Consider the following 18,299-nt stretch of genomic DNA (forward strand, 5'->3'; position numbering starts at 1 on the left):
GCACGTTCGGGGTTTCAGGAGTTGTTATGTCGTTTCGTATTCGGGTGGCGGCCATCGCCTCTGCGGTGGCGGTGGCTGCCATCGGCGCGGGCTATGTGCTGACGGCACAAACCGCGGGTGCCGCAGAGCCCACGCTGGACAAGGTCAAGGCCACGGTGCAGAAGGCCCTGGGCGCCAACGTGGAGATCAAGAGCGTCGCCAAGTCGCCGCTGGCCGGCCTGTACGAGATCAACCTCGGCAGCCAGGTCGTCTACACCGATGCCACAGGCCGCTACGTGCTCAACGGCGACCTGCTCGACACGCAGACCGCCACCAACATCACCCAGGAGCGCCTGGCCGAACTGAACCGCGTGAAGTGGTCCGACCTGCCGCTGGACCGCGCCGTGAAGTGGGTCAAGGGCAACGGCGCGCGCAAGATCGTCGTGTTCTCCGATCCGAACTGCCCGTACTGCCACAAGCTGGAGCAGATGCTCACGCAGGTCGACAACATCACGGTCTACACCTTCCTGTTCCCGATCCTGTCGGAAGACTCGAACACCAAAGCCAAGCAGATCTGGTGCTCGGCCGACCGAGCCAAGGCCTGGCGGGACTGGATGACCGCCAAGACCGCCCCGGGCGGCGCCGGCACCTGCGACACGCCGCTGGAGGCCAACCTTCAGCTCGGCCGGCAGCTCAACGTGACCGGCACGCCGGCCATCATCTTCCCCGACGGCTCGCGTGCCCCGGGGCTGATCGATGCGGCCACGCTGGAGCGCAAGTTCGCCGCGCTCAAGAAGTCGTAAATCGCCCAAGGAAAGCGCCGGTTTGTCCGGCGCTTTTTCTTTGGGCGCCCGCATTCACAACAACATTGGAGACCTGGCATGCCGTTTCGCGCGCTGATGCTGGAAAAGCAGGATGGCGGGCCGCTGGCCCATATCGTTGAACTGGACGACGCAGCACTGTCCACGCCCGAGGCCCTGGCCAACGAGGTCACCGCCGGCGACGTGCTGATCCGCGTGGACTGGTCGACGATCAACTACAAGGACGGCCTGGCCATCACCGGTCGCGCACCGGTCGTGCGCAAGTGGCCCATGGTGGCCGGTATCGACGGTGCGGGCGTCGTGCTCGACTCCACGCACTCCGCCTGGAAGACGGGCGATGCCGTCATCCTCAACGGCTGGGGCGTCGGCGAGGCGCATTGGGGCTGCCTCGCGCAGCAGGCGCGCCTGTCGGGCGACTGGCTGGTCGCGCTGCCGGCCGGGCTCGACGCGCGGCAGGCCATGGCGATCGGCACGGCCGGCTACACGGCCATGCTGTCGGTGCTGGCGCTGGAGCGCGCCGGCGTAAAACCGGGCGACGGCGAGGTGCTGGTGACGGGCGCGTCGGGCGGCGTCGGCTCGATCGCCATCGCGCTGCTGGACAAGCTCGGCTACCGCGTGGTCGCGTCCACCGGCAAGACGAGCGAGGCGGATTTCTTGCGCGCACTGGGCGCAACCGAGGTGATCGACCGCGCGGAGCTGTCCGCGCCGGGCAAGCCGTTGCAGAAGGAGCGCTGGGCTGCGGTGGTCGATTCGGTCGGCTCGCACACGCTGGTCAATGCGTGCGCGCAGGTGCGCTACGGCGGCGTGGTCACCGCGTGCGGGCTTGCGCAGGGGATGGATTTCCCGGCGACCGTCGCGCCGTTCATCCTGCGCGGCGTGACGCTGTGCGGCATCGACAGCGTGATGGCGCCACGCGCGCTGCGCCAGACCGCATGGCAGCGCCTGGCCACCGATCTGCTGCCCGACCGCTTGGCCGCCATCACGCGCGAGGTGACGCTGTCGGAAGCCATCGACGCGGCGCACGACATCATGGCCGGCAAGATGCGCGGGCGCGTGGTCGTCGACGTCAACCGATAGGCGGATTGGCGGACGATTTGGCTTCGGTGGCATGAGGTGGCAACGCTACAATGTCCGCCATGAAGCCGATCCGCTACACCATCGCCCCTGCCGCGCCCGAGGCGCACGTGTTCACCGTCACCGTCACGGTGGAGGCGCCAGACCCGCAGGGGCAGCGTTTCTCGCTGCCGGCTTGGATCCCGGGCAGCTACATGATCCGCGAGTTCGCCCGCAACATCGTGCGCATCGAGGCATCGTCCGCTGACCGGCCGGTGCGTCTGACCAAGGTCGACAAGCACACGTGGTGGGCCGCCCCATGCACCGGGCCGCTGACGGTTTCGTACGACGTCTATGCGTGGGACTTGTCGGTGCGCGCGGCACATCTGGACGCCACGCACGGCTTCTTCAACGGCACGTCGGTGTTCCTGCGCGTGGAAGGCGCGGATGACCAACGCTGCCTGGTCGACATCCAGCCGCCCGCCGGCGACGCATACAAAGGCTGGCGCGTCGCCACCGCATTGCGTGAGGCCACTGGCCGCATCCACGGCACGGGGGGGCGACATTCGGGCGCCAAGCGCTACGGCTTCGGCTGGTACGAGGCCGCCGACTACGACGAGCTGATCGACCACCCCGTCGAAATGGGCACGTTCGAGCTGGTTTCGTTCGAGGCCTGCGGCGCGCAGCACGACGCCGTCTTCACCGGCCGCGTGCCGAACCTCGACCTGGAGCGCATCGCCCGCGACTTCAAGCGCATCTGCGAAGCGCAGATCCGCCTGTTCGAACCGCCGACGGCTACGGCGCCCGCAGTCGCCCCATTTCTCGACAGCAACCGCCGCTACGTCTTCATGACGATGGTGACGACCGACGGCTACGGCGGCCTGGAGCACCGCGCCAGCACCGCGCTGATGTGCGCGCGCGGCGATCTGCCCGTCGCCGGCCGCGACGAGACCACCGAGGGCTACCGCACCTTCCTCGGCCTCGTCAGCCACGAGTATTTCCACACCTGGAACGTCAAGCGCATCAAGCCGGCCACCTTCGTGCCGTACGCGCTCGACCGCGAGGTGCACACGCCGCTGCTGTGGCTGTTCGAAGGCTTCACCAGCTACTACGACGATCTGATGCTGGTGCGCTCCGGTTTGATCTCCGAAGCGCAGTACCTGGAGATGCTCGCCAAGACCTGGAACGGCGTGCTGCGCGGTAGCGGCCGCCTGAAGCAGAGCGTGGCCGAAAGCTCGTTCGACGCGTGGACCAAGTACTACCGCCAGGACGAGAACGCCCCCAACGCCATCGTCAGCTACTACACCAAGGGCTCGCTGGTGGCGCTGGCGCTGGACCTGACGATCCGCACGCAGACCGACGGTGAACGCTCGCTCGACGACGTGATGCGCGCCCTGTGGGTCACGTACGGCCGTGACTTCTATGCCGCCGGCCACACGCAGCGCGGCGTGACCGAAGCCGGGCTGATCACCCTGATGGAAGAGACCACCGGTGTGCGCCTGCGCACGCTGGTGCGCCAGCTGACCGAAGGGCGCGACGACCTGCCGCTGCCGGCCCTCTTCAAGGCGATGGGCGTGAGCGCCACGCGCAAGGCCGCCGAGTCCGCGCTGGCGCTGGGCGTCAAGAGCGGTGCCGAGAACGGCTTCGTCAAGCTGCAGCAGGTGTTCGACGGCAGTCCGGCACAGCGTGCCGGCCTGTCTGCCGGCGACCTGATCGTCGCGGTGGATGGCCTGCGCGTGCCGGCCGGCCAGCTCGACAAGACCCTCGCGCGGCATCGCGCCGGCGATACCGTGCCCGTGCACGTGTTCCGCCGCGACGAGCTGATGGCGCTGCAGGTGACGCTCGCCACCGACGCCACGCCGCAGTTCACGCTGGCGCTGGCCTCGGAGCCGTCGCCGCTGCGCTCGGCGTGGCTGGGCACGCGGGCGGCGGCACGGGGTGCGCGCACCGCGCGCGGCAAGTCGGCCTGATTCGCACGCGTAGCCAATGGACTACGTCCACGACCCACGCACCTTCCTGTACAGCCATTACGTCTCGCGCGGCATCCGCACCGCCACCGGCGTGATCGGCCTGACGCTGCTCGCGCTGCTGGTGATGGACCTGCAGGGCGCGATGGTGGTCTCCATCGGCGCGCTGTGCACCAGCCTCATGGACTTGCCCAGCCCGCTGCGGCACAAGTTCAACGAGATGATGGCGTGCGTGCTGCTGACCACCGCCGTCACCTTCATCGTGGCGGTGGTCACCCCGTACACCACGATCCTGCCGGCGGTGATCGTGCTCGTCACCTTCCTCGCCGGGTTGATGGTGGCGTACGGCAACAAGACGATGCCGCTGCAATTTGCAGCGTTGTTCGTCATGACGCTCACCTTTACCGAGGAATTCGCCTTCCGCGAAGCGGTGGAGCACACGGCGCAGTTCTTCGTTGGCGCCATCGGCTACATGGCCTTTGCGCTGGCAGTCGCCTGGATGCAGCGCCGCCGCATCAAGGAGCAGGTGCTGGCTGAATGCCTGTACGAGCTTGCCGTGTACGTGGAACGCAAGGCCGGCTTCTACGATGCCTCGCTGGATTTCGATGCGCAGTTCAACCTGCTTGTGCGTCAGCAGATTTCCGTGGCCGACAAGCAGCAGGTGGCGCGCGACTTCGTCTTTCGCGACAACCGCACCGCCAGCGACGGGCGCCTCGTGCAGATCCACATGCGGATGCTCGACATCTACGAGTACCTGCTGTCGTCCAACACCGACTACCCGCTGCTGCGCCAATACCTGGCGGATGCCGAGATCCTGCGCCTGCTGCACGACGTGATCGAAAAGATGCGCATGGACATCGAAGCCGTGGCCTACGCCGTCGGGCGCGATCGGCCAACGCCCACGCCGATGTCGTACGAGCAGGAACTGGCGGCCATCGACGCGGCACTCCATGAACTGCAGCACGGCCATCACGCCATTCCCATCGAGGCCATTGCCGCATTGGAGGAATCCGTGGCCACGGTGCGCGGCGCGATCCGGCTGCTGGCGCAACTGCACGCGGCCACCGCCACGCCGGTTGAGCCGTCGCAGGTGCTGCTGCGCCCCGACATGACGCCGTTCCTCACGCGCCAGAAGTACGAACTGCGGCTGGTGCTCGAAGAACTGACGTGGCGCTCGCCGGTGCTGCGCTTTGCGCTGCGCATTTCAATGGCGGTGGCCGCCGGCCTGTGGATTGCCGACCACCTGCCGTATGCCTCGCACGGCTACTGGGTGTTGCTGACCATTGTCGTGATCCTCAAGCCGACGTTCAGCATGACGCGCCAGCGCAACTTCGACCGGGTGCTCGGCACGCTCATCGGCTGCGTGATTGCGGCGGTGATCCTGCGCTTCACCCATTCGACGTGGATCCTGATGGGCGTGCTGTACGTGTCCACGGCGGCCAGCGCGGCCTTCGTCACCGTGCGCTACCGCTACACGGCCATTGCAGCGTGCGTGCAGGTGCTCATCCAGATCAACCTCCTGCTGCCGGGCAGCAAGGGCGCGATCGGCGAGCGGCTGGTCGATACGCTGATCGGCGCGGCCATCGCCACCGCGTTCAGCTTTGTGCTGCCCGCCTGGGAATACCGCAACCTGCCCAAGCTGGTGGACGACGTGCTGCGCACCAACCGGCGCTTCATCGAAGCCGCGCGCGAGCTGCTGCTCGGCACCCTCAAGGACGATTTCGCCTACCGCGTGCAGCGCAAGCAGTTCATGGAATCGCTCACAGGGCTGATCTCGGCCTTCGCGCGCATGCTCGACGAGCCCAAGAGCCGCCACCGTGCTGTGGATAACCTCAACCGCTTCATCGTGCAGAACTACCTGGTGGCCGCGCACGTGGCAGCGGTGCGCATCCTGGTGCGCCAGCGCGCGCAAGAGCTGGACGAGGCGGAAACCCGCGCCCTGGTCGAGCAGACCGCCGAGGCAGCGCTGGAGAGCCTCACCCGTGCCAAGGAGCGTTTCGACCAAGCGGTGCACGAAGGCGGCTGGGGCGTGCGCCCGCGCGATACGCAGGAGCTGGGCGCCGCCGATTTCGCCGACCAGGCCGCGCGCTCGCGCATGGTCGAGGCGGCGACGGAGTCGGATTCACTGTCCGCCATGCATTTGCTGGAGCGACGCCTGCAGGCGCTGCGTGCGGATACGGCGAAGATCGCGCTGCGGTGTGGGGCGTTGGGACGGGCACTGCGCGTGTCGCGGGATTAGGTCCGGCGGCGTTCCCAGGGTTCGGCAACGCACCGCGAAGCGGGCCGCGCGAAATACCAGGCTGCATCGACGACGCTCAACGCGCGAGCGATGCCTTCAAAAGCCTCAGCGCCACCGCTCCGGAAGCCGGCGGTGGGACTCGGAGAATCAGCGGCGAGACTCGGAGTGCCAGCAGTCGGGCTTAGAGACTCAGTAGTCGGGACTTTGAGAGCCGGCGGCGGGGCTCGGAGAGCCAGCCGTAACGCTGAGAACGTCGACGGTCGGGACTCGGAGAGCCAGCGGCGGCACTCAGAGCGTCAACAGTTGGGACTTGGAGAGCCGGCAGTGAGGCCCGGTGTACCGGCAGTCGGGACTTTGAGAGCCGGCAGCGGGACTTGGCGTGTCAGCTGCCGGGCGTTGAGCCTCGCGGACGGGACCCGGCGGGCTGTGCGCGGGCTCAACCCGCCTGCGGCTTCAACCAATCAATCGTCGGCTGGTGCTGCGCTGCGAGCCAATCATTGGCCGTCTTGAAATGCCCACACCCCAAAAACCCCCGATGCGCCGATAGCGGCGACGGGTGCGGCGCCTCCAGCACCAGATGCCCCTCCGGCAACAGCGCGCGCTTGGCCTGCGCATGGCTGCCCCACAGCATGAACACGCGCTTGTGCCCGATGCGCGCCAGCTGTTCCAGCAGGCAATCGGTGATGCGCTCCCAGCCGCGTTTGGCGTGGCTCGCGGCCTGGCCTTGCTCCACGGTCAGCACCGTGTTGAGCAGCAGCACGCCTTGCCGTGACCAGCCTTCGAGATTGCCGGAGACACTGGGCAGCTTGCAGCCGAATTCCGCTTCGATTTCCTTGTAGATGTTGCGCAGGCTCGGCGGCACGCGAATGCCGGCCGGCACCGAGAACGCCAGCCCATGCGCCTGCGGAATCTCCCGGCCATCGACGGTGCCGGTGCCGTGGTACGGGTCCTGGCCGAGGATGACCACGCGCACGTCGTCCACCGACGTCAGGTGCAGCGCATGGAACACCTCGGTCGGGAAGATCGGCTTGCCCGCCGCGCGCTCGCCATCGACGAAGGCGCACAGCGCGGGCCAGTCCGTCTGCGCGAGGCAGGGCGTGAGGAGCGCCTTCCAGTCGGCGGGCAGGGCGTTGAACTGCTCGGCCAGGGGGACGAAGACGCCGTTGGCGGCGTTGGCAGTCTCGACAGCGGGCTCGTCGAAGAGGGCGGCTTGTGCCGAGTTGGTGCGGCGGCTCATGCCTGGCCTCCGGTGGCTTTTGCGCGCAATTGATAGCCGCGTTGGGCCTTGCTGACATCCAGCGGGGCAAGACCGGGCACGGCGGTGCGCAGCGTGTGCGTCCAGGCGTGCAGGCGTTCGGCGATGGCGTCTTCGCTGAGGGTGCTGCCGGCGGCTGGTTTCCACTCCAGTTCCAGCTCGTCGATGGGCTCGCGCGCCTGCGTGCCGGGGATCAGGATGGCGCCGGCATCCAGCGCGATCTCGATCTCGCCGCCGTCAGCGTCCACGTGCCACAGGCGGCGGGTGAAGTCGGTGCGGAACAGCGGAGCGAGAGCGCTGGCGTGCGGGCGCACGTAGTCGGCTGCTTCCGTCGCGTTGTTCGCGGCGAAGGCGTCGACGGAGAGTGCATCGTCCTGCAGCGGCACTTCCCATTCATGCCGGGCAGACAGGCCGCCCTGGCCGCTCGTGCCGCCATCACCGGCGGTCTTGAGCGTCTGCAGCCATTGCGTGCCCTGGCGGCGTACGCGCAGGGCGGCGCGGTTGCGCGCCAGCGCCTGGTCGGGCGTGTCGTAATAGACGTTGGCCAGCTCGACGCTGCCCGCCGGTTGCGCGTGCTGGTCGAGCCAGCCGACCAGCGCATCGTGCGCGCCGGCCGGTACGGCCAGCTTCAGTTCAATTTCGCGGGCCATCGAGGGTTCCGTTTGTTCAGGCAAACAGGCGGGCCAGTTCGGCGCCCGGGTCGTCGGCGCGCATGAAGGCTTCGCCGATGAGGAACGCGTTGACGGCGGCCGCGCGCATCTTGCGCACGTCGTCCTGCACGAGGATGCCCGATTCGGTGACGACGATGCGGTCGTCCGGCATGTGCTTGAGCAGGCCAAGCGTGGTGTCGAGCGAGGTCTCGAACGTGCGCAGGTTGCGGTTGTTCACGCCCACCAACGGGGTTTGCAGGCGCAGCGCGCGGTCCAGCTCATGGCCGTCGTGCACTTCCACCAGCACGTCCAGGCCGAGTTCGAGCGCACAGGCTTCGAGTTCGACCATCAGGCCTTGGTCCAGCGCGGCGACGATCAGCAGGATGCAGTCCGCACCCCACGAGCGCGCTTCGTACACCTGGTACAGGTCGACCATGAAGTCCTTGCGCAGGACTGGCAATGTGCAGGCGGCGCGGGCCTCGCGCAGGTAATCGGCGTGGCCCTGGAAGAACTGCTCGTCGGTCAGCACCGACAGGCACGCGGCGCCGTGCTCGGCATAGCTGCGGGCGATGTCGGCGGGCTTGAAGTTGGGGCGCAGCACGCCCTTGGACGGCGAGGCCTTCTTTACCTCGGCGATGACGGCGGCGCGGCCAGCGGCGATCTTGTCGCGCACGGCCTGGGCAAAGCCGCGCGGGCCCAGGGTGCTGTCGGTGCGGTTGGCTTCGGCCTCGGCGCGCACGCTGGCCAGATCACGGTGCTTGCGCGCCGCGGCCACTTCTTCGGCCTTCACGGCCAGGATTTTGTTGAGGATGTCGGACATGGCTTGAACGGGCTTAGGCCTTGAACTTGTTGGTCACGCGCACGAGTTCGTCGAGCTTGGCGCGCGCCGCGCCGGATGCGATGGCTTCACGCGCCAGCTTCATGCCGTCGCCGATGGAGCCGGCAATGTTGGCCGCATACAGCGCCGCACCCGCGTTGAGCGCGACGATCTCGCGCGGCGTGCCGGGCTTGTTTTCCAGCGCGTCGATCAGCATGGCTTTCGACTCTTCCGCGTCGGCCACTTTCAGGCTGCGGTTGGAGACCATCTGCAGGCCGAAGTCTTCCGGGTGGATTTCGTATTCGGTCACCACGCCGTCCTTCAGCTCGCCGACCAGCGTGGCGGCGCCCAGCGACACCTCGTCCATGCCGTCCTTGCCGTAAACGACCACGGCATGCTTCGCGCCCAGGCGCTGCATCACGCGCACCTGGATGCCGACGAGGTCCGGGTGGAACACGCCCATCAGGATGTTCGGCGCACCAGCGGGATTGGTGAGCGGCCCGAGGATGTTGAAGATGGTGCGCACGCCCAGCTCCTTGCGGATCGGCGCGACGTTCTTCATGGCCGGGTGGTGGTTGGGCGCGAACATGAAGCCGATGCCGGCCGTCTCGATCGATTCGGCCACCTGTTCGGGCGTGAGCATGATGTTCACGCCCAGTGCTTCGAGCACATCCGCGCTGCCCGACTTGGAGCTGACGCCGCGCCCGCCGTGCTTGGCGATGCGCGCACCGGCCGCCGCCGCCACGAACATCGACGCGGTGGAGATGTTGAACGTGTTGGCGCCGTCACCGCCCGTGCCGACGATGTCGACAAAGTGGTCCGACACCTCGGCCGGCACGTCGACCTTGGTGGCGAATTCGCGCATCACGGTGGCCGCGGCGGCGATTTCACCGATGGTTTCCTTCTTGACGCGCAGTCCCATGGTCAAGGCGGCGGCCATGACGGGCGACATCTCGCCGCGCATGATCAGCCGCATCAGGTGCAGCATTTCGTCGTGGAAGATCTCCCGGTGCTCGATGCAGCGGGTCAGTGCCTCTTGCGGAGAAATGGTCATGATGGGGTTCCGTATTCAGTTGGGCGCTGCCGGTGCTGCGGCCGGGGTTGCCGGTGCTGCAGCAGAGTGTGCCGATTCATGCAGGGCGCCGATGCGCTCGCGCGAGAGATCGGCGTCGCACGCCGCTTCGGCCAGGTCGGCATCAGCGGTGTTGCGGGCCACGCGGCGTTGCAGGTCGCATTCGGCCTGCCGATAGAGTTGGTGGGCGCGCACGGTGCGGTCGAAGGCCATGGCGGCGCCGCGGTCCATGTTGGTGCCCCGTGCGGCGATGCGGGCGCGCAGGTCGTTGCGGCGAGCGGATTCAGCCGTCGCCAGTTCCGCCTGAGCCGCCTTGCGCGCAGCCTGCACGCAGCGGGCGACGTCGCGGGCTTCAGGCTGGGCGGCGCGACAGGCTTCCAGCGTGCCGGCCATCGCCGGCAAGCTGGTCATCATCGCGGCCATCGTCACCAGCGCGACCGCGCACGCGCGGCGCATCAGACGCGTTCCTTCAGGAAGTTGCCCAGCAGCGCATGGCCGTGCTCCGACAGGATCGATTCCGGGTGGAACTGCACGCCTTCCACCGGCAGCGTCTTGTGGCGCACGCCCATGATCTCGCCGTCTTCCGTCCAGGCAGTCACTTCCAGGCAGTCGGGCAGCGTCTCGCGCTCGATCGCCAGCGAGTGATAGCGCGTCACCTTGAAGTGGCGCGGCAGGTTGGCGAACACGCCCACGCCGGTGTTCTCGATGGTGCTGACCTTGCCGTGCATCACCTTCTGCGCACGGATCACGCGGCCGCCGAATGCGTCGGCAATCGCCTGATGCCCCAGGCACACACCCAGGATGGGCACGCGCCCGGCAAAGTGCTTGAGCGCGGGCACCAGAATGCCGGCTTCCGTTGGCGTGCACGGCCCGGGCGACAGGCAGATGCGCTCCGGGTTGAGCTTCTCGATCTCTTCGATCGTGATTTCGTCATTGCGCACGGTGCGCACATCCTGACCCAGCTCGCCGAAGTACTGGACGATGTTGTAGGTGAAGGAGTCGTAGTTATCGAGCATCAAAAGCATGTTGGGCTCCTTGACCTTAGAAATCGGCGTCGAGGCCGTCTTGCACTTGCTCGGCAGCACGCAGCACCGCGCGCGCCTTGTGTTCGGTTTCCCTCCATTCGGCATCCGGGTCCGAATCGGCGACGACACCGGCCGCAGCCTGCACGTAGAGGTTGCCGTCCTTGATGATGCCGGTGCGGATGGCGATGGCCAGATCCATCTCGCCCGAGAACGAGAGATAGCCCACCGCGCCGCCGTAGATGCCGCGCTTCACAGGCTCCAGCTCGTCGATGATCTCCATCGCACGCACCTTGGGCGCACCCGACAGCGTGCCGGCCGGGAAGGTCGCACGCAGCACGTCCATGTTGGTCATGCCGGGCTTCAGGCGCCCCTCGACCGAGCTGACGATGTGCTGCACGTGCGAATACTTCTCGATGACCATCTGGTCGGTCACCTTGACGGAGCCGATCTCGGCAATGCGGCCGATGTCGTTGCGCGCCAGGTCGATCAGCATGACGTGCTCGGCGATCTCCTTCGGGTCGTTGAGCAGCTCGGTGGCGAGTTCGGCGTCGCGCTCGGGCGTGTTGCCGCGCGGGCGGGTGCCGGCCAGCGGGCGGATCGTGACGATGCGGGCGGATTCGTCGGCGCCATTGCCGTTGCCGTTGTTTTGGTCAACCGGCACGCGGCGCTCTTCCTGGCGCACCAGGATTTCCGGCGAGGCCCCGACGATCTGCATGTCGCCGAAGTTGTAGAAGTACATGTACGGCGACGGGTTCAGCGAACGCAGCGCGCGGTACAAAGACAGCGGCGCATCGCGGAACGGCTTGACCAGGCGCTGGCCGATCTGCACCTGCATCATGTCGCCGGCGGCGATGTACTCCTTGGCCTTGAGCACGGCGGTGATGTAGTCCGCCTTGTCGAATTCGCGGACGGTGTCCGTGCGCACCGAGGCGGACGTCACCGGCACGTCGACGGGCTGATGCAGCTTGGTGCGCAATGCGCGCAGGCGCTGCTTGGCGCGCGAATACGCCTCGGGCTTGGACGGATCGGCGTAGACGATCAGGTAGAGCTTGCCCGACAGGTTGTCGATCACGGCCAGCTCTTCGCACAGCATGAGCTGGATGTCGGGCAGTTGCAGGTCGTCGGGCGGGGCGGAGTCGGCCAGGCGCGGCTCGATGAAGCGCACGGCGTCGTAGCCGAAGTAGCCGGCCAGGCCGCCGCAGAAGCGCGGCAGGCCCGGGCGCAGCGCCACTTTCTGGCGGCGCTCGAACGCGGCGATGAAGTCCAGCGGGTTGCCGTCGTGCGTCTCGACAACCTTGCCGTCGGTCACGACTTCGGTGCGGTTGCCCTTCACGCGCAGCAGCGTGTGGGCATGCAGGCCGATGAACGAGTAGCGCCCGAAGCGCTCGCCACCCACCACCGATTCAAGCAGGAAGGTGTTCGTGCCACGGTCGTGCGATTGCGCCAGCTTCAGATAGAGCGAAAGGGGCGTCTCCAGATCGGCCAGTGCCTCGGCAATCAGCGGGATGCGGTTGTAGCCCTGGTCGGCCAGCGATTTGAATTCGAGTTCGGTCATGAGCGGTCAGATCGATTCGCCGGCAGGTGGTATTGCCCGCACCGGCATGCGCTCGCTCCACGGCAAACGCAGTTGCGCCGTCGGAACGTTAGCAGAACATCAGGGATGGGAACGCGAAAAACCATGCGGTCCCGCAAAGGCCATCCGAAGGCACATGCCAACGGAAAACCGGCGGGCGGTCAGCGTTTGGGGCAGGAGATACGGCGGTGGTTCAGGCAGAGTGCGCCAAAAACCGGGGAAGAACGATCAGCAGCCGTGCAAACGCTTACGCCCGAGCGAGGGCGTGCCAGGGTCGCCAGGGCCAGGCCCCCCGGTCACCACGAGCGAAGATGCGTTTGCGATTCAGGAACATGGATCGTCAGTTGGAAGCGGCTGATGTTGCGTTGTGTGGCTCGGCATAAGGCTGAATCCACTGCGCTGCCGCAAAAAGTGTGTCGACTATAGCATCGGCTCCCGCGTGCTGTATAGGCTGGCCGTGGTTGTAGCCATACGGCACTGCCAGCACACGCATGCCGGCGGCGCGGGCCGCGCGGGCATCGTTTTCCGAGTCGCCGATTGCCACGACTTCGGCCGGATTGACGCCAAACGCTTCGGCCACCCGCAGCATGGGGTACGGATCGGGCTTGCGGTACGGGAAGGCGTCGCCGGGGTAGACGAGCTCGAAATACGCGTCCAGACCGAGCTGGGCCAGCAGCGGCTGCGTGAAATCGTGTGGCTTGTTCGTCACGCATGCCAGGGCGAGGCCCATGTCGCGCAACGCCGCTAGCCCTTCGCGCACGCCGTCATAGACGTTCACGAACTGTCCGTTGATGGCGATGTAGGCGCGCTGGTAGGCGTCCAGCGCCTCGGCGAAGCGGCTGTTGGCCTGCGCAGGCGGCAGGCGCGCATCGAGCACGCGCCGCACGAGGTTTTCCGAGCCCTTGCCCACGTAGCCGACGATTTCCTCGGCAGACATGTCCGGCGTGGAGCCGAGCGCTTCCAGCATCGCGTTGATGGCGGCGTGGAAGTCGCCCGCCGTATCGACCATCGTCCCGTCCAGGTCGATGATGACGGCGCGGATGGGGGTGCTCATCACGCGCCGATGCCAGCCAGTGCCTGGCGCAGCGCGCCCACGGAGCCACGGTAGCCGCCATCTGCATCGGGCTTGCCGAACACGGCCGAACCGGCGACGAACGTGTCCGCGCCAGCCTTGGCGATCTCGGCGATGTTGTCGGCCTTCACGCCGCCGTCGATCTCCAGCAGGATCTTGCGGCCGGTCTTCTCTTGGTACGCATCCAGCTTCTGGCGTACGAGGCGCAGCTTGTTCAGCGCCTCGGGAATGAACGACTGGCCGCCAAAGCCCGGGTTGACCGACATGATCAGCACCATGTCCAGGCGATCCATCACGTGATCCAGATAGTGCAGCGGCGTGGCGGGGTTGAACACCAGGCCTGCCTTGCAGCCGTTGTCGCGGATCAGCGCCAGCGAACGGTCGATGTGTTCCGACGCTTCCGGGTGGAAGGTGATCAGATCGGCGCCGGCCTTGGCGAAGTCGGGAATGATGCGATCGACCGGGCTCACCATCAGGTGCACGTCGATCGGCACCGGCTTGCCATCTTTCTGCGCGTGCGGGCGGATCGCCTCGCACACCAGCGGGCCGACGGTCAGGTTCGGCACGTAGTGGTTGTCCATCACATCGAAGTGGATCCAGTCGGCGCCGGATTCGAGCACGCGGCGCACTTCTTCGCCCAGGCGGGCAAAGTCGGCGGACAGAATGGACGGGGCAATACGGAAACCGGACGGATCGATGGCTGCGGGCATGATGAGAGGCGAATAAGGCGCAAGTACGCGAAGAAGGCCGCTATTTTAGCCGGGATCAGCCGTCCGGCCGTGCCCGTTCGTCCCGTGTTCGTCCCTTGTGGCTGCCCCAGCCATGCCGCACAATGGGCGCCATTCTTATTGTGGATCGACATGCCGAGCTACGAACTCACCGTCCAGGTCCGGACGCGCTATCTGCCGGAGCAATCCGAGCCTGAGCAGGGCAACTACGCGTTCGCCTACACCATCACCATCCGCAACACTGGCGATGTGCCGAGCCAGTTGATCTCGCGCCATTGGGTGATTACCGATGCCGAAGAGCAGGTGCAGGAGGTGAACGGCCTGGGCGTGGTCGGCCACCAGCCGCTGCTGCCGCCGGGCGAATCGTTTGAATACACGAGCTGGGCGACCATCAAGACGCCCGTGGGCACGATGCGCGGCGAGTACTTTTGCGTGGCCGAGGATGGTCACCGCTTCGAGGCGCCGATCCCCGAGTTTGCGCTGGTGATGCCGCGCATGCTGCACTGATTACGATGAAGCCTTCGGCGGCTGCGAATCTTTTGGCGCGGTCCCGGTCGATTCCGAAGGCTTTGCGGCCTCTGCCTGGCGCGAAGGATGGTCGGGCGGCGCGCGCAGCGGGCGCGGGTGCTTCTTGGCGCCCGACATCGTCCACACCACGATGAAAATCAGCAGGAACAGCGCCACGCCGGCCTCCAGGCCGAACAGCATCATCGGATGGTTTTCAAAGAATTCGCTCATGGTCGACGACGGAGTGCGCGGATGCGGGGCATTGTAGCCAAGCCCGCCACCCCTTCGGACAGGATGGAACAGGCATGACAGCAGCAACCTTGGACGCATTGACACACGCTCGTACCGCCAATTTCCGTCGATGGGCGGGGCTGGCGACGGCCCTGGTTGCCGCCTTGCTCGCTGCGTGTACGAGTGGCCCGCCGCCGCGCGTCGAAACGTCGCAACCGCCCACCGCAACGCTGGGCGGGCACCTGGCCCCGGCCACCTGGGCGGATGTGACCGGCTGGACCGCCGATGACCTCGCCTCCGCCTGGCCTGCGCTGCAATCGAACTGTCAGGCGATGAAGCGCCGCACCGATTGGTCGCGCGTGTGCTCGGCCGGCCTGATGGTCGACGCCGGCGACCCGATCGCCATGCGCGTCTTCTTTGAAGACAACTTCACGCCGTACCGCGTGGTCAAGGACGACGGCACCGACAGTGGCCTGATCACCGGCTACTACGAGCCGTTGCTGCGCGGCTCGCGCACCCGCCACGGCATCTATCAGACGCCGCTGTATCGCATGCCCGCCGCATGGCGCGGCAAGACGCTGCCGGCGCGTGCGCAGCTGATCCACAGCCCGGCACTGCAGGGGCAGGAAGTCGTATGGGTGGACGACCCGGTCGAGGCCGCGTTCCTGCAGATTCAGGGTTCGGGCCAAGTCCAACTGGAAGAGGGCGGCATCATGCGCCTGGGCGTGGGCGGCACCAACAACCAGCCGTTCCGCTCGTTCGCGCGTTGGCTGCTCGACATGGGTGAGATCACGCCCGTGCAGGCGACCATGCAGGGCATCAAGGCCTGGGCGCGCGCCAATCCGAGCCGCGTGGAAGAGATGCTCAACATCAACCCGCGCTATGTCTTCTTTGCGGAAACGCCCGGCAATACCGGTGGCCCGATCGGCAAGCTGGGTGTGCCGCTGACCGACGAGCGCTCGATTGCGGTGGACCCGACGTACATTCCGCTCGGCTCGCCGGTATTCCTGTCGACGACGAAGCCGCTGTCGACCGCCCCGATCCAGAAGCTGGTGTTTGCGCAGGACGTGGGTTCGGCCATCCGTGGTGCGGTGCGTGCCGACTATTACTTCGGCCACGGCGATGCCGCCGGCGATCTGGCCGGGCGCATGAAGCAGGCTGGCCGTCTGTGGGTGCTGGTGCCCAAGGGCGGCAGCGTTGGTGTCGCCGCCCGTTAAAGGCAGCGACTCACCGCGCTTGGCCGTGTGCGGAAACTTCGCCGGCTCGGCAAGCGGTGTTCGCCCATGCCTTATTCGCCAGTGAAGTGCGCGATGCGCTTGTTGAGGAAGGCGTTCACGCCCTCGGCGTAGTCGCGCGAGTTGCCGAGGTCACGCTGCAGGTCGCGCTCCAGGTCGAGTTGCGCATCGAGCGATTGCGTGGGTGCCGCATGCATGGCCTGCTTGATGGCGGCCAGGGCCCGCGTCGGCTGCTTGGCCAAGTGATCGGCCATCGCCCGCACCTCGGTCATGAGGATCTTGGCATCGTGATAGACGCCCCAGATCAGCCCCCAGGACAGGGCCGTCTTGGCATCGAGCTTCTCACCCAGCATCGCCAGCCCCATCGCCCGCGCCACACCGATGCGTTGCGGCAGGAACCACGTCCCGCCCGAATCCGGCAGCAGCCCGATCTTCACGAAGGCCTGCAGGAAGCACGCGTTCTCGGCCGCCAGGACGATGTCGCACGCCAGCGCCAGGTTCGCACCCGCACCGGCGGCCACCCCGTTCACCGCGGCAATCACCGGCAAGGGCAGGGCGCGCAGGCGGCGCACCAGCGGGTTGAACTGCTCGTCGATGAGCTGGCCGAGATCGGTCATCTGCCCCGGCGTGAAGCTCAGCTCGGACAGATCCTGCCCCGCACAGAAGCCACGCCCAGCGCCGGTCAGGATCAGCGCGCGGGCTTTCTGGCGCTCCACCTTGTCCAGCGCGTCGCGCAATTCCCGGTGCATGCCGGCTGTGAAACTGTTGAGCTGATCAGGCCGATTCAGCGTGATGGTGGCCACGTGATCGTGCCAGTCGAGCAGAATAGTCGGGCTATTCATCTTCTTGTCTCCTCCTTGGTCGCAGGTTAAGTGTTTAACCGGCCGTTTGGTCGGCCAAGGTTACATCCAATCCATCTGGAGCTTGCATGTCGTACGAAAACATTCTGGCCGAAACGCGCGGCCGCGTTGGCCTGATTACGCTCAACCGCCCCAAGGCGCTCAACGCCCTCAACGATGCGCTCATGGATGAACTGGGCGCCGCGCTGCTCGCCTTCGATGCCGACGCCAACATCGGCGCCATCGTCATCACCGGCAGCGAGAAGGCGTTCGCAGCGGGGGCCGACATTGCCGTCATGGCGGATTACGACTTCGCCACCGTCTATAAGGGCGAATACATCTCGCGCAACTGGGAAACCATCCGCCGCGTGCGCAAGCCGGTGATCGCCGCGGTGGCCGGCTATGCGCTGGGCGGCGGCTGCGAGGTCGCCATGATGTGCGACATCATCCTCGCTGCCGACACCGCCAAGTTCGGCCAGCCCGAAATCAAGCTCGGCACCATGCCCGGGGGTGGCGGCACGCAGCGCCTGCCGCGCGCCATCTCCAAGGCCAAAGCCATGGACCTCTGCCTGACCGCCCGCATCATGGGCGCCGAAGAAGCTGAACGCGCCGGGCTGGTCTCGCGCGTCATCCCGGCCGACAAGCTGCTCGACGAAGCCATCCAGACTGCGGAAACCATCGCCGGCTTCTCTCTGCCCACGGTCATGATGATCAAGGAATCGATCAACACCGCCTACGAGACCTCGCTCACGGAGGGCGTCCACCTGGAGCGCCGCCTGTTCCACGCCACTTTCGCCACGGAAGACCAGAAAGAGGGCATGCGCGCATTCCTGGAGAAGCGCGCGCCGGCGTTCAAACATCAATAAGAGAAAGGCGGCCGTGTGATCTAGGGAATACCCGAGTAATCGTCTCGGGTATCCTTCAAGTCATTTTGCGGCTGCTTTTGACCGGCAATCGTAGGCCCAGCCTGGGATGGCGGTAATTCTTCATCGGCTTGACATCAACCCGTCACGACAAAGGTGTTGCCAACCTTCGGAAACCTGCCTATAGTTCGCCCCTCGCTGCAAACGACAGCGCCGAAACGAAAGCGACGGTGGGGTGGTTGAGGCGGTGGAGAAGTAGGAGTGGAGCGGGTTTGCGGGTTGTTGAGTGGTTGGCGACGGTCTGCGGTTGCGGTGAAGTTAGCGACGCGTTGAACGATAAAAATTCTTCAGCAAGTTGTTGACAGCGACGAAA

Annotated in this window: 18 protein-coding genes; 7 read left to right on the forward strand and 11 right to left on the reverse strand. The window is 66.5% G+C overall.

The genetic code is table 11. The annotated features are described in order from the left end of the window. Positions 1-26: 26 nt before the first annotated feature. From NG900_RS25100 to NG900_RS25115, 4 genes are all read left to right on the forward strand, one after another. Positions 27-782: a DsbC family protein gene (locus NG900_RS25100; protein ID WP_252684851.1), complete on the forward strand. Its 756-nt coding sequence runs from the start codon at positions 27-29 to the stop codon at positions 780-782. Between the two features lie 78 nt (positions 783-860). Then, positions 861-1,877: an acrylyl-CoA reductase (NADPH) gene (gene acuI, locus NG900_RS25105; protein WP_252684852.1), complete on the forward strand. Its 1,017-nt coding sequence runs from the start codon at positions 861-863 to the stop codon at positions 1,875-1,877. Between the two features lie 59 nt (positions 1,878-1,936). Further along, positions 1,937-3,823 carry a M61 family metallopeptidase gene (locus tag NG900_RS25110; protein WP_252684888.1) on the forward strand — a complete coding sequence of 629 codons (1,887 nt, stop codon included), beginning with the start codon at positions 1,937-1,939 and terminating at the stop codon, positions 3,821-3,823. Positions 3,824-3,839: 16 nt separating this feature from the next. Continuing rightward, on the forward strand, positions 3,840-6,059 hold the full coding sequence (locus tag NG900_RS25115; protein ID WP_252684853.1) for an FUSC family protein: 2,220 nt from the start codon (positions 3,840-3,842) through the stop codon (positions 6,057-6,059). Between the two features lie 436 nt (positions 6,060-6,495). Here NG900_RS25115 and NG900_RS25120 read toward each other — a convergent pair whose 3' ends face one another. From NG900_RS25120 to rpe, 9 genes are all read right to left on the reverse strand, one after another. Further along, positions 6,496-7,296, reverse strand: a complete 801-nt coding sequence (locus NG900_RS25120; protein WP_252684854.1) for a uracil-DNA glycosylase — start codon at positions 7,294-7,296, stop codon at positions 6,496-6,498. Further along, positions 7,293-7,964 (reverse strand): CYTH domain-containing protein, encoded by a 672-nt coding sequence (locus NG900_RS25125; protein ID WP_252684856.1) that lies wholly within the window; start codon positions 7,962-7,964, stop codon positions 7,293-7,295. Before NG900_RS25125 ends, NG900_RS25120 begins: the two co-directional genes overlap by 4 nt. Before the next feature lie 16 nt (positions 7,965-7,980). Then, entirely contained in the window at positions 7,981-8,784 is an 804-nt protein-coding gene (gene trpC, locus NG900_RS25130; protein WP_252684858.1) for an indole-3-glycerol phosphate synthase TrpC, read from the reverse strand. A 13-nt stretch (positions 8,785-8,797) separates the two neighbouring features. Further along, a complete protein-coding gene (gene trpD, locus NG900_RS25135) occupies positions 8,798-9,835 on the reverse strand; it encodes an anthranilate phosphoribosyltransferase (protein WP_252684860.1) in 1,038 nt (345 codons plus the stop codon). Positions 9,836-9,850: 15 nt separating this feature from the next. Then, entirely contained in the window at positions 9,851-10,312 is a 462-nt protein-coding gene (locus NG900_RS25140; protein WP_252684890.1) for a lysozyme inhibitor LprI family protein, read from the reverse strand. Then, on the reverse strand, positions 10,309-10,878 hold the full coding sequence (locus NG900_RS25145) for an aminodeoxychorismate/anthranilate synthase component II (protein ID WP_252684862.1): 570 nt from the start codon (positions 10,876-10,878) through the stop codon (positions 10,309-10,311). Before NG900_RS25145 ends, NG900_RS25140 begins: the two co-directional genes overlap by 4 nt. Before the next feature lie 16 nt (positions 10,879-10,894). Continuing rightward, positions 10,895-12,433: an anthranilate synthase component I gene (gene trpE / locus NG900_RS25150; RefSeq protein WP_252684864.1), complete on the reverse strand. Its 1,539-nt coding sequence runs from the start codon at positions 12,431-12,433 to the stop codon at positions 10,895-10,897. 358 nt (positions 12,434-12,791) lie between these two features. Next, positions 12,792-13,505 (reverse strand): phosphoglycolate phosphatase, encoded by a 714-nt coding sequence (locus NG900_RS25155; protein WP_252684866.1) that lies wholly within the window; start codon positions 13,503-13,505, stop codon positions 12,792-12,794. Continuing rightward, positions 13,505-14,233, reverse strand: a complete 729-nt coding sequence (gene rpe / locus NG900_RS25160; protein WP_252684868.1) for a ribulose-phosphate 3-epimerase — start codon at positions 14,231-14,233, stop codon at positions 13,505-13,507. The genes NG900_RS25155 and rpe overlap by 1 nt, the downstream gene beginning before the upstream one ends. Positions 14,234-14,383: 150 nt before the next feature. On the opposite strand from rpe, the gene apaG reads away from it, so the two are divergent. Next, on the forward strand, positions 14,384-14,758 hold the full coding sequence (gene apaG, locus NG900_RS25165; protein WP_009242005.1) for a Co2+/Mg2+ efflux protein ApaG: 375 nt from the start codon (positions 14,384-14,386) through the stop codon (positions 14,756-14,758). Here apaG and NG900_RS25170 read toward each other — a convergent pair whose 3' ends face one another. Beyond that, positions 14,759-14,989 carry a hypothetical protein gene (locus NG900_RS25170; RefSeq protein ID WP_252684870.1) on the reverse strand — a complete coding sequence of 77 codons (231 nt, stop codon included), beginning with the start codon at positions 14,987-14,989 and terminating at the stop codon, positions 14,759-14,761. Between the two features lie 74 nt (positions 14,990-15,063). Between NG900_RS25170 and mltA the strand changes: the two genes are divergently transcribed. Further along, a complete protein-coding gene (gene mltA / locus NG900_RS25175; RefSeq protein WP_252684872.1) occupies positions 15,064-16,206 on the forward strand; it encodes a murein transglycosylase A in 1,143 nt (380 codons plus the stop codon). Between the two features lie 71 nt (positions 16,207-16,277). Here the strand turns inward: mltA and paaG are convergent, their stop codons facing one another. After that, complete coding sequence (gene paaG / locus NG900_RS25180) at positions 16,278-17,066, reverse strand: 2-(1,2-epoxy-1,2-dihydrophenyl)acetyl-CoA isomerase PaaG (RefSeq protein ID WP_252684874.1); 789 nt, start codon at positions 17,064-17,066, stop codon at positions 16,278-16,280. A gap of 86 nt (positions 17,067-17,152) precedes the next feature. Between paaG and NG900_RS25185 the strand changes: the two genes are divergently transcribed. Next, positions 17,153-17,929 (forward strand): enoyl-CoA hydratase, encoded by a 777-nt coding sequence (locus NG900_RS25185; RefSeq protein ID WP_252684876.1) that lies wholly within the window; start codon positions 17,153-17,155, stop codon positions 17,927-17,929. The last annotated feature ends 370 nt before the right edge of the window (positions 17,930-18,299 follow it).

The organism is Ralstonia soli (assembly GCF_023955655.1).
Lineage (GTDB): Bacteria > Pseudomonadota > Gammaproteobacteria > Burkholderiales > Burkholderiaceae > Ralstonia > Ralstonia soli.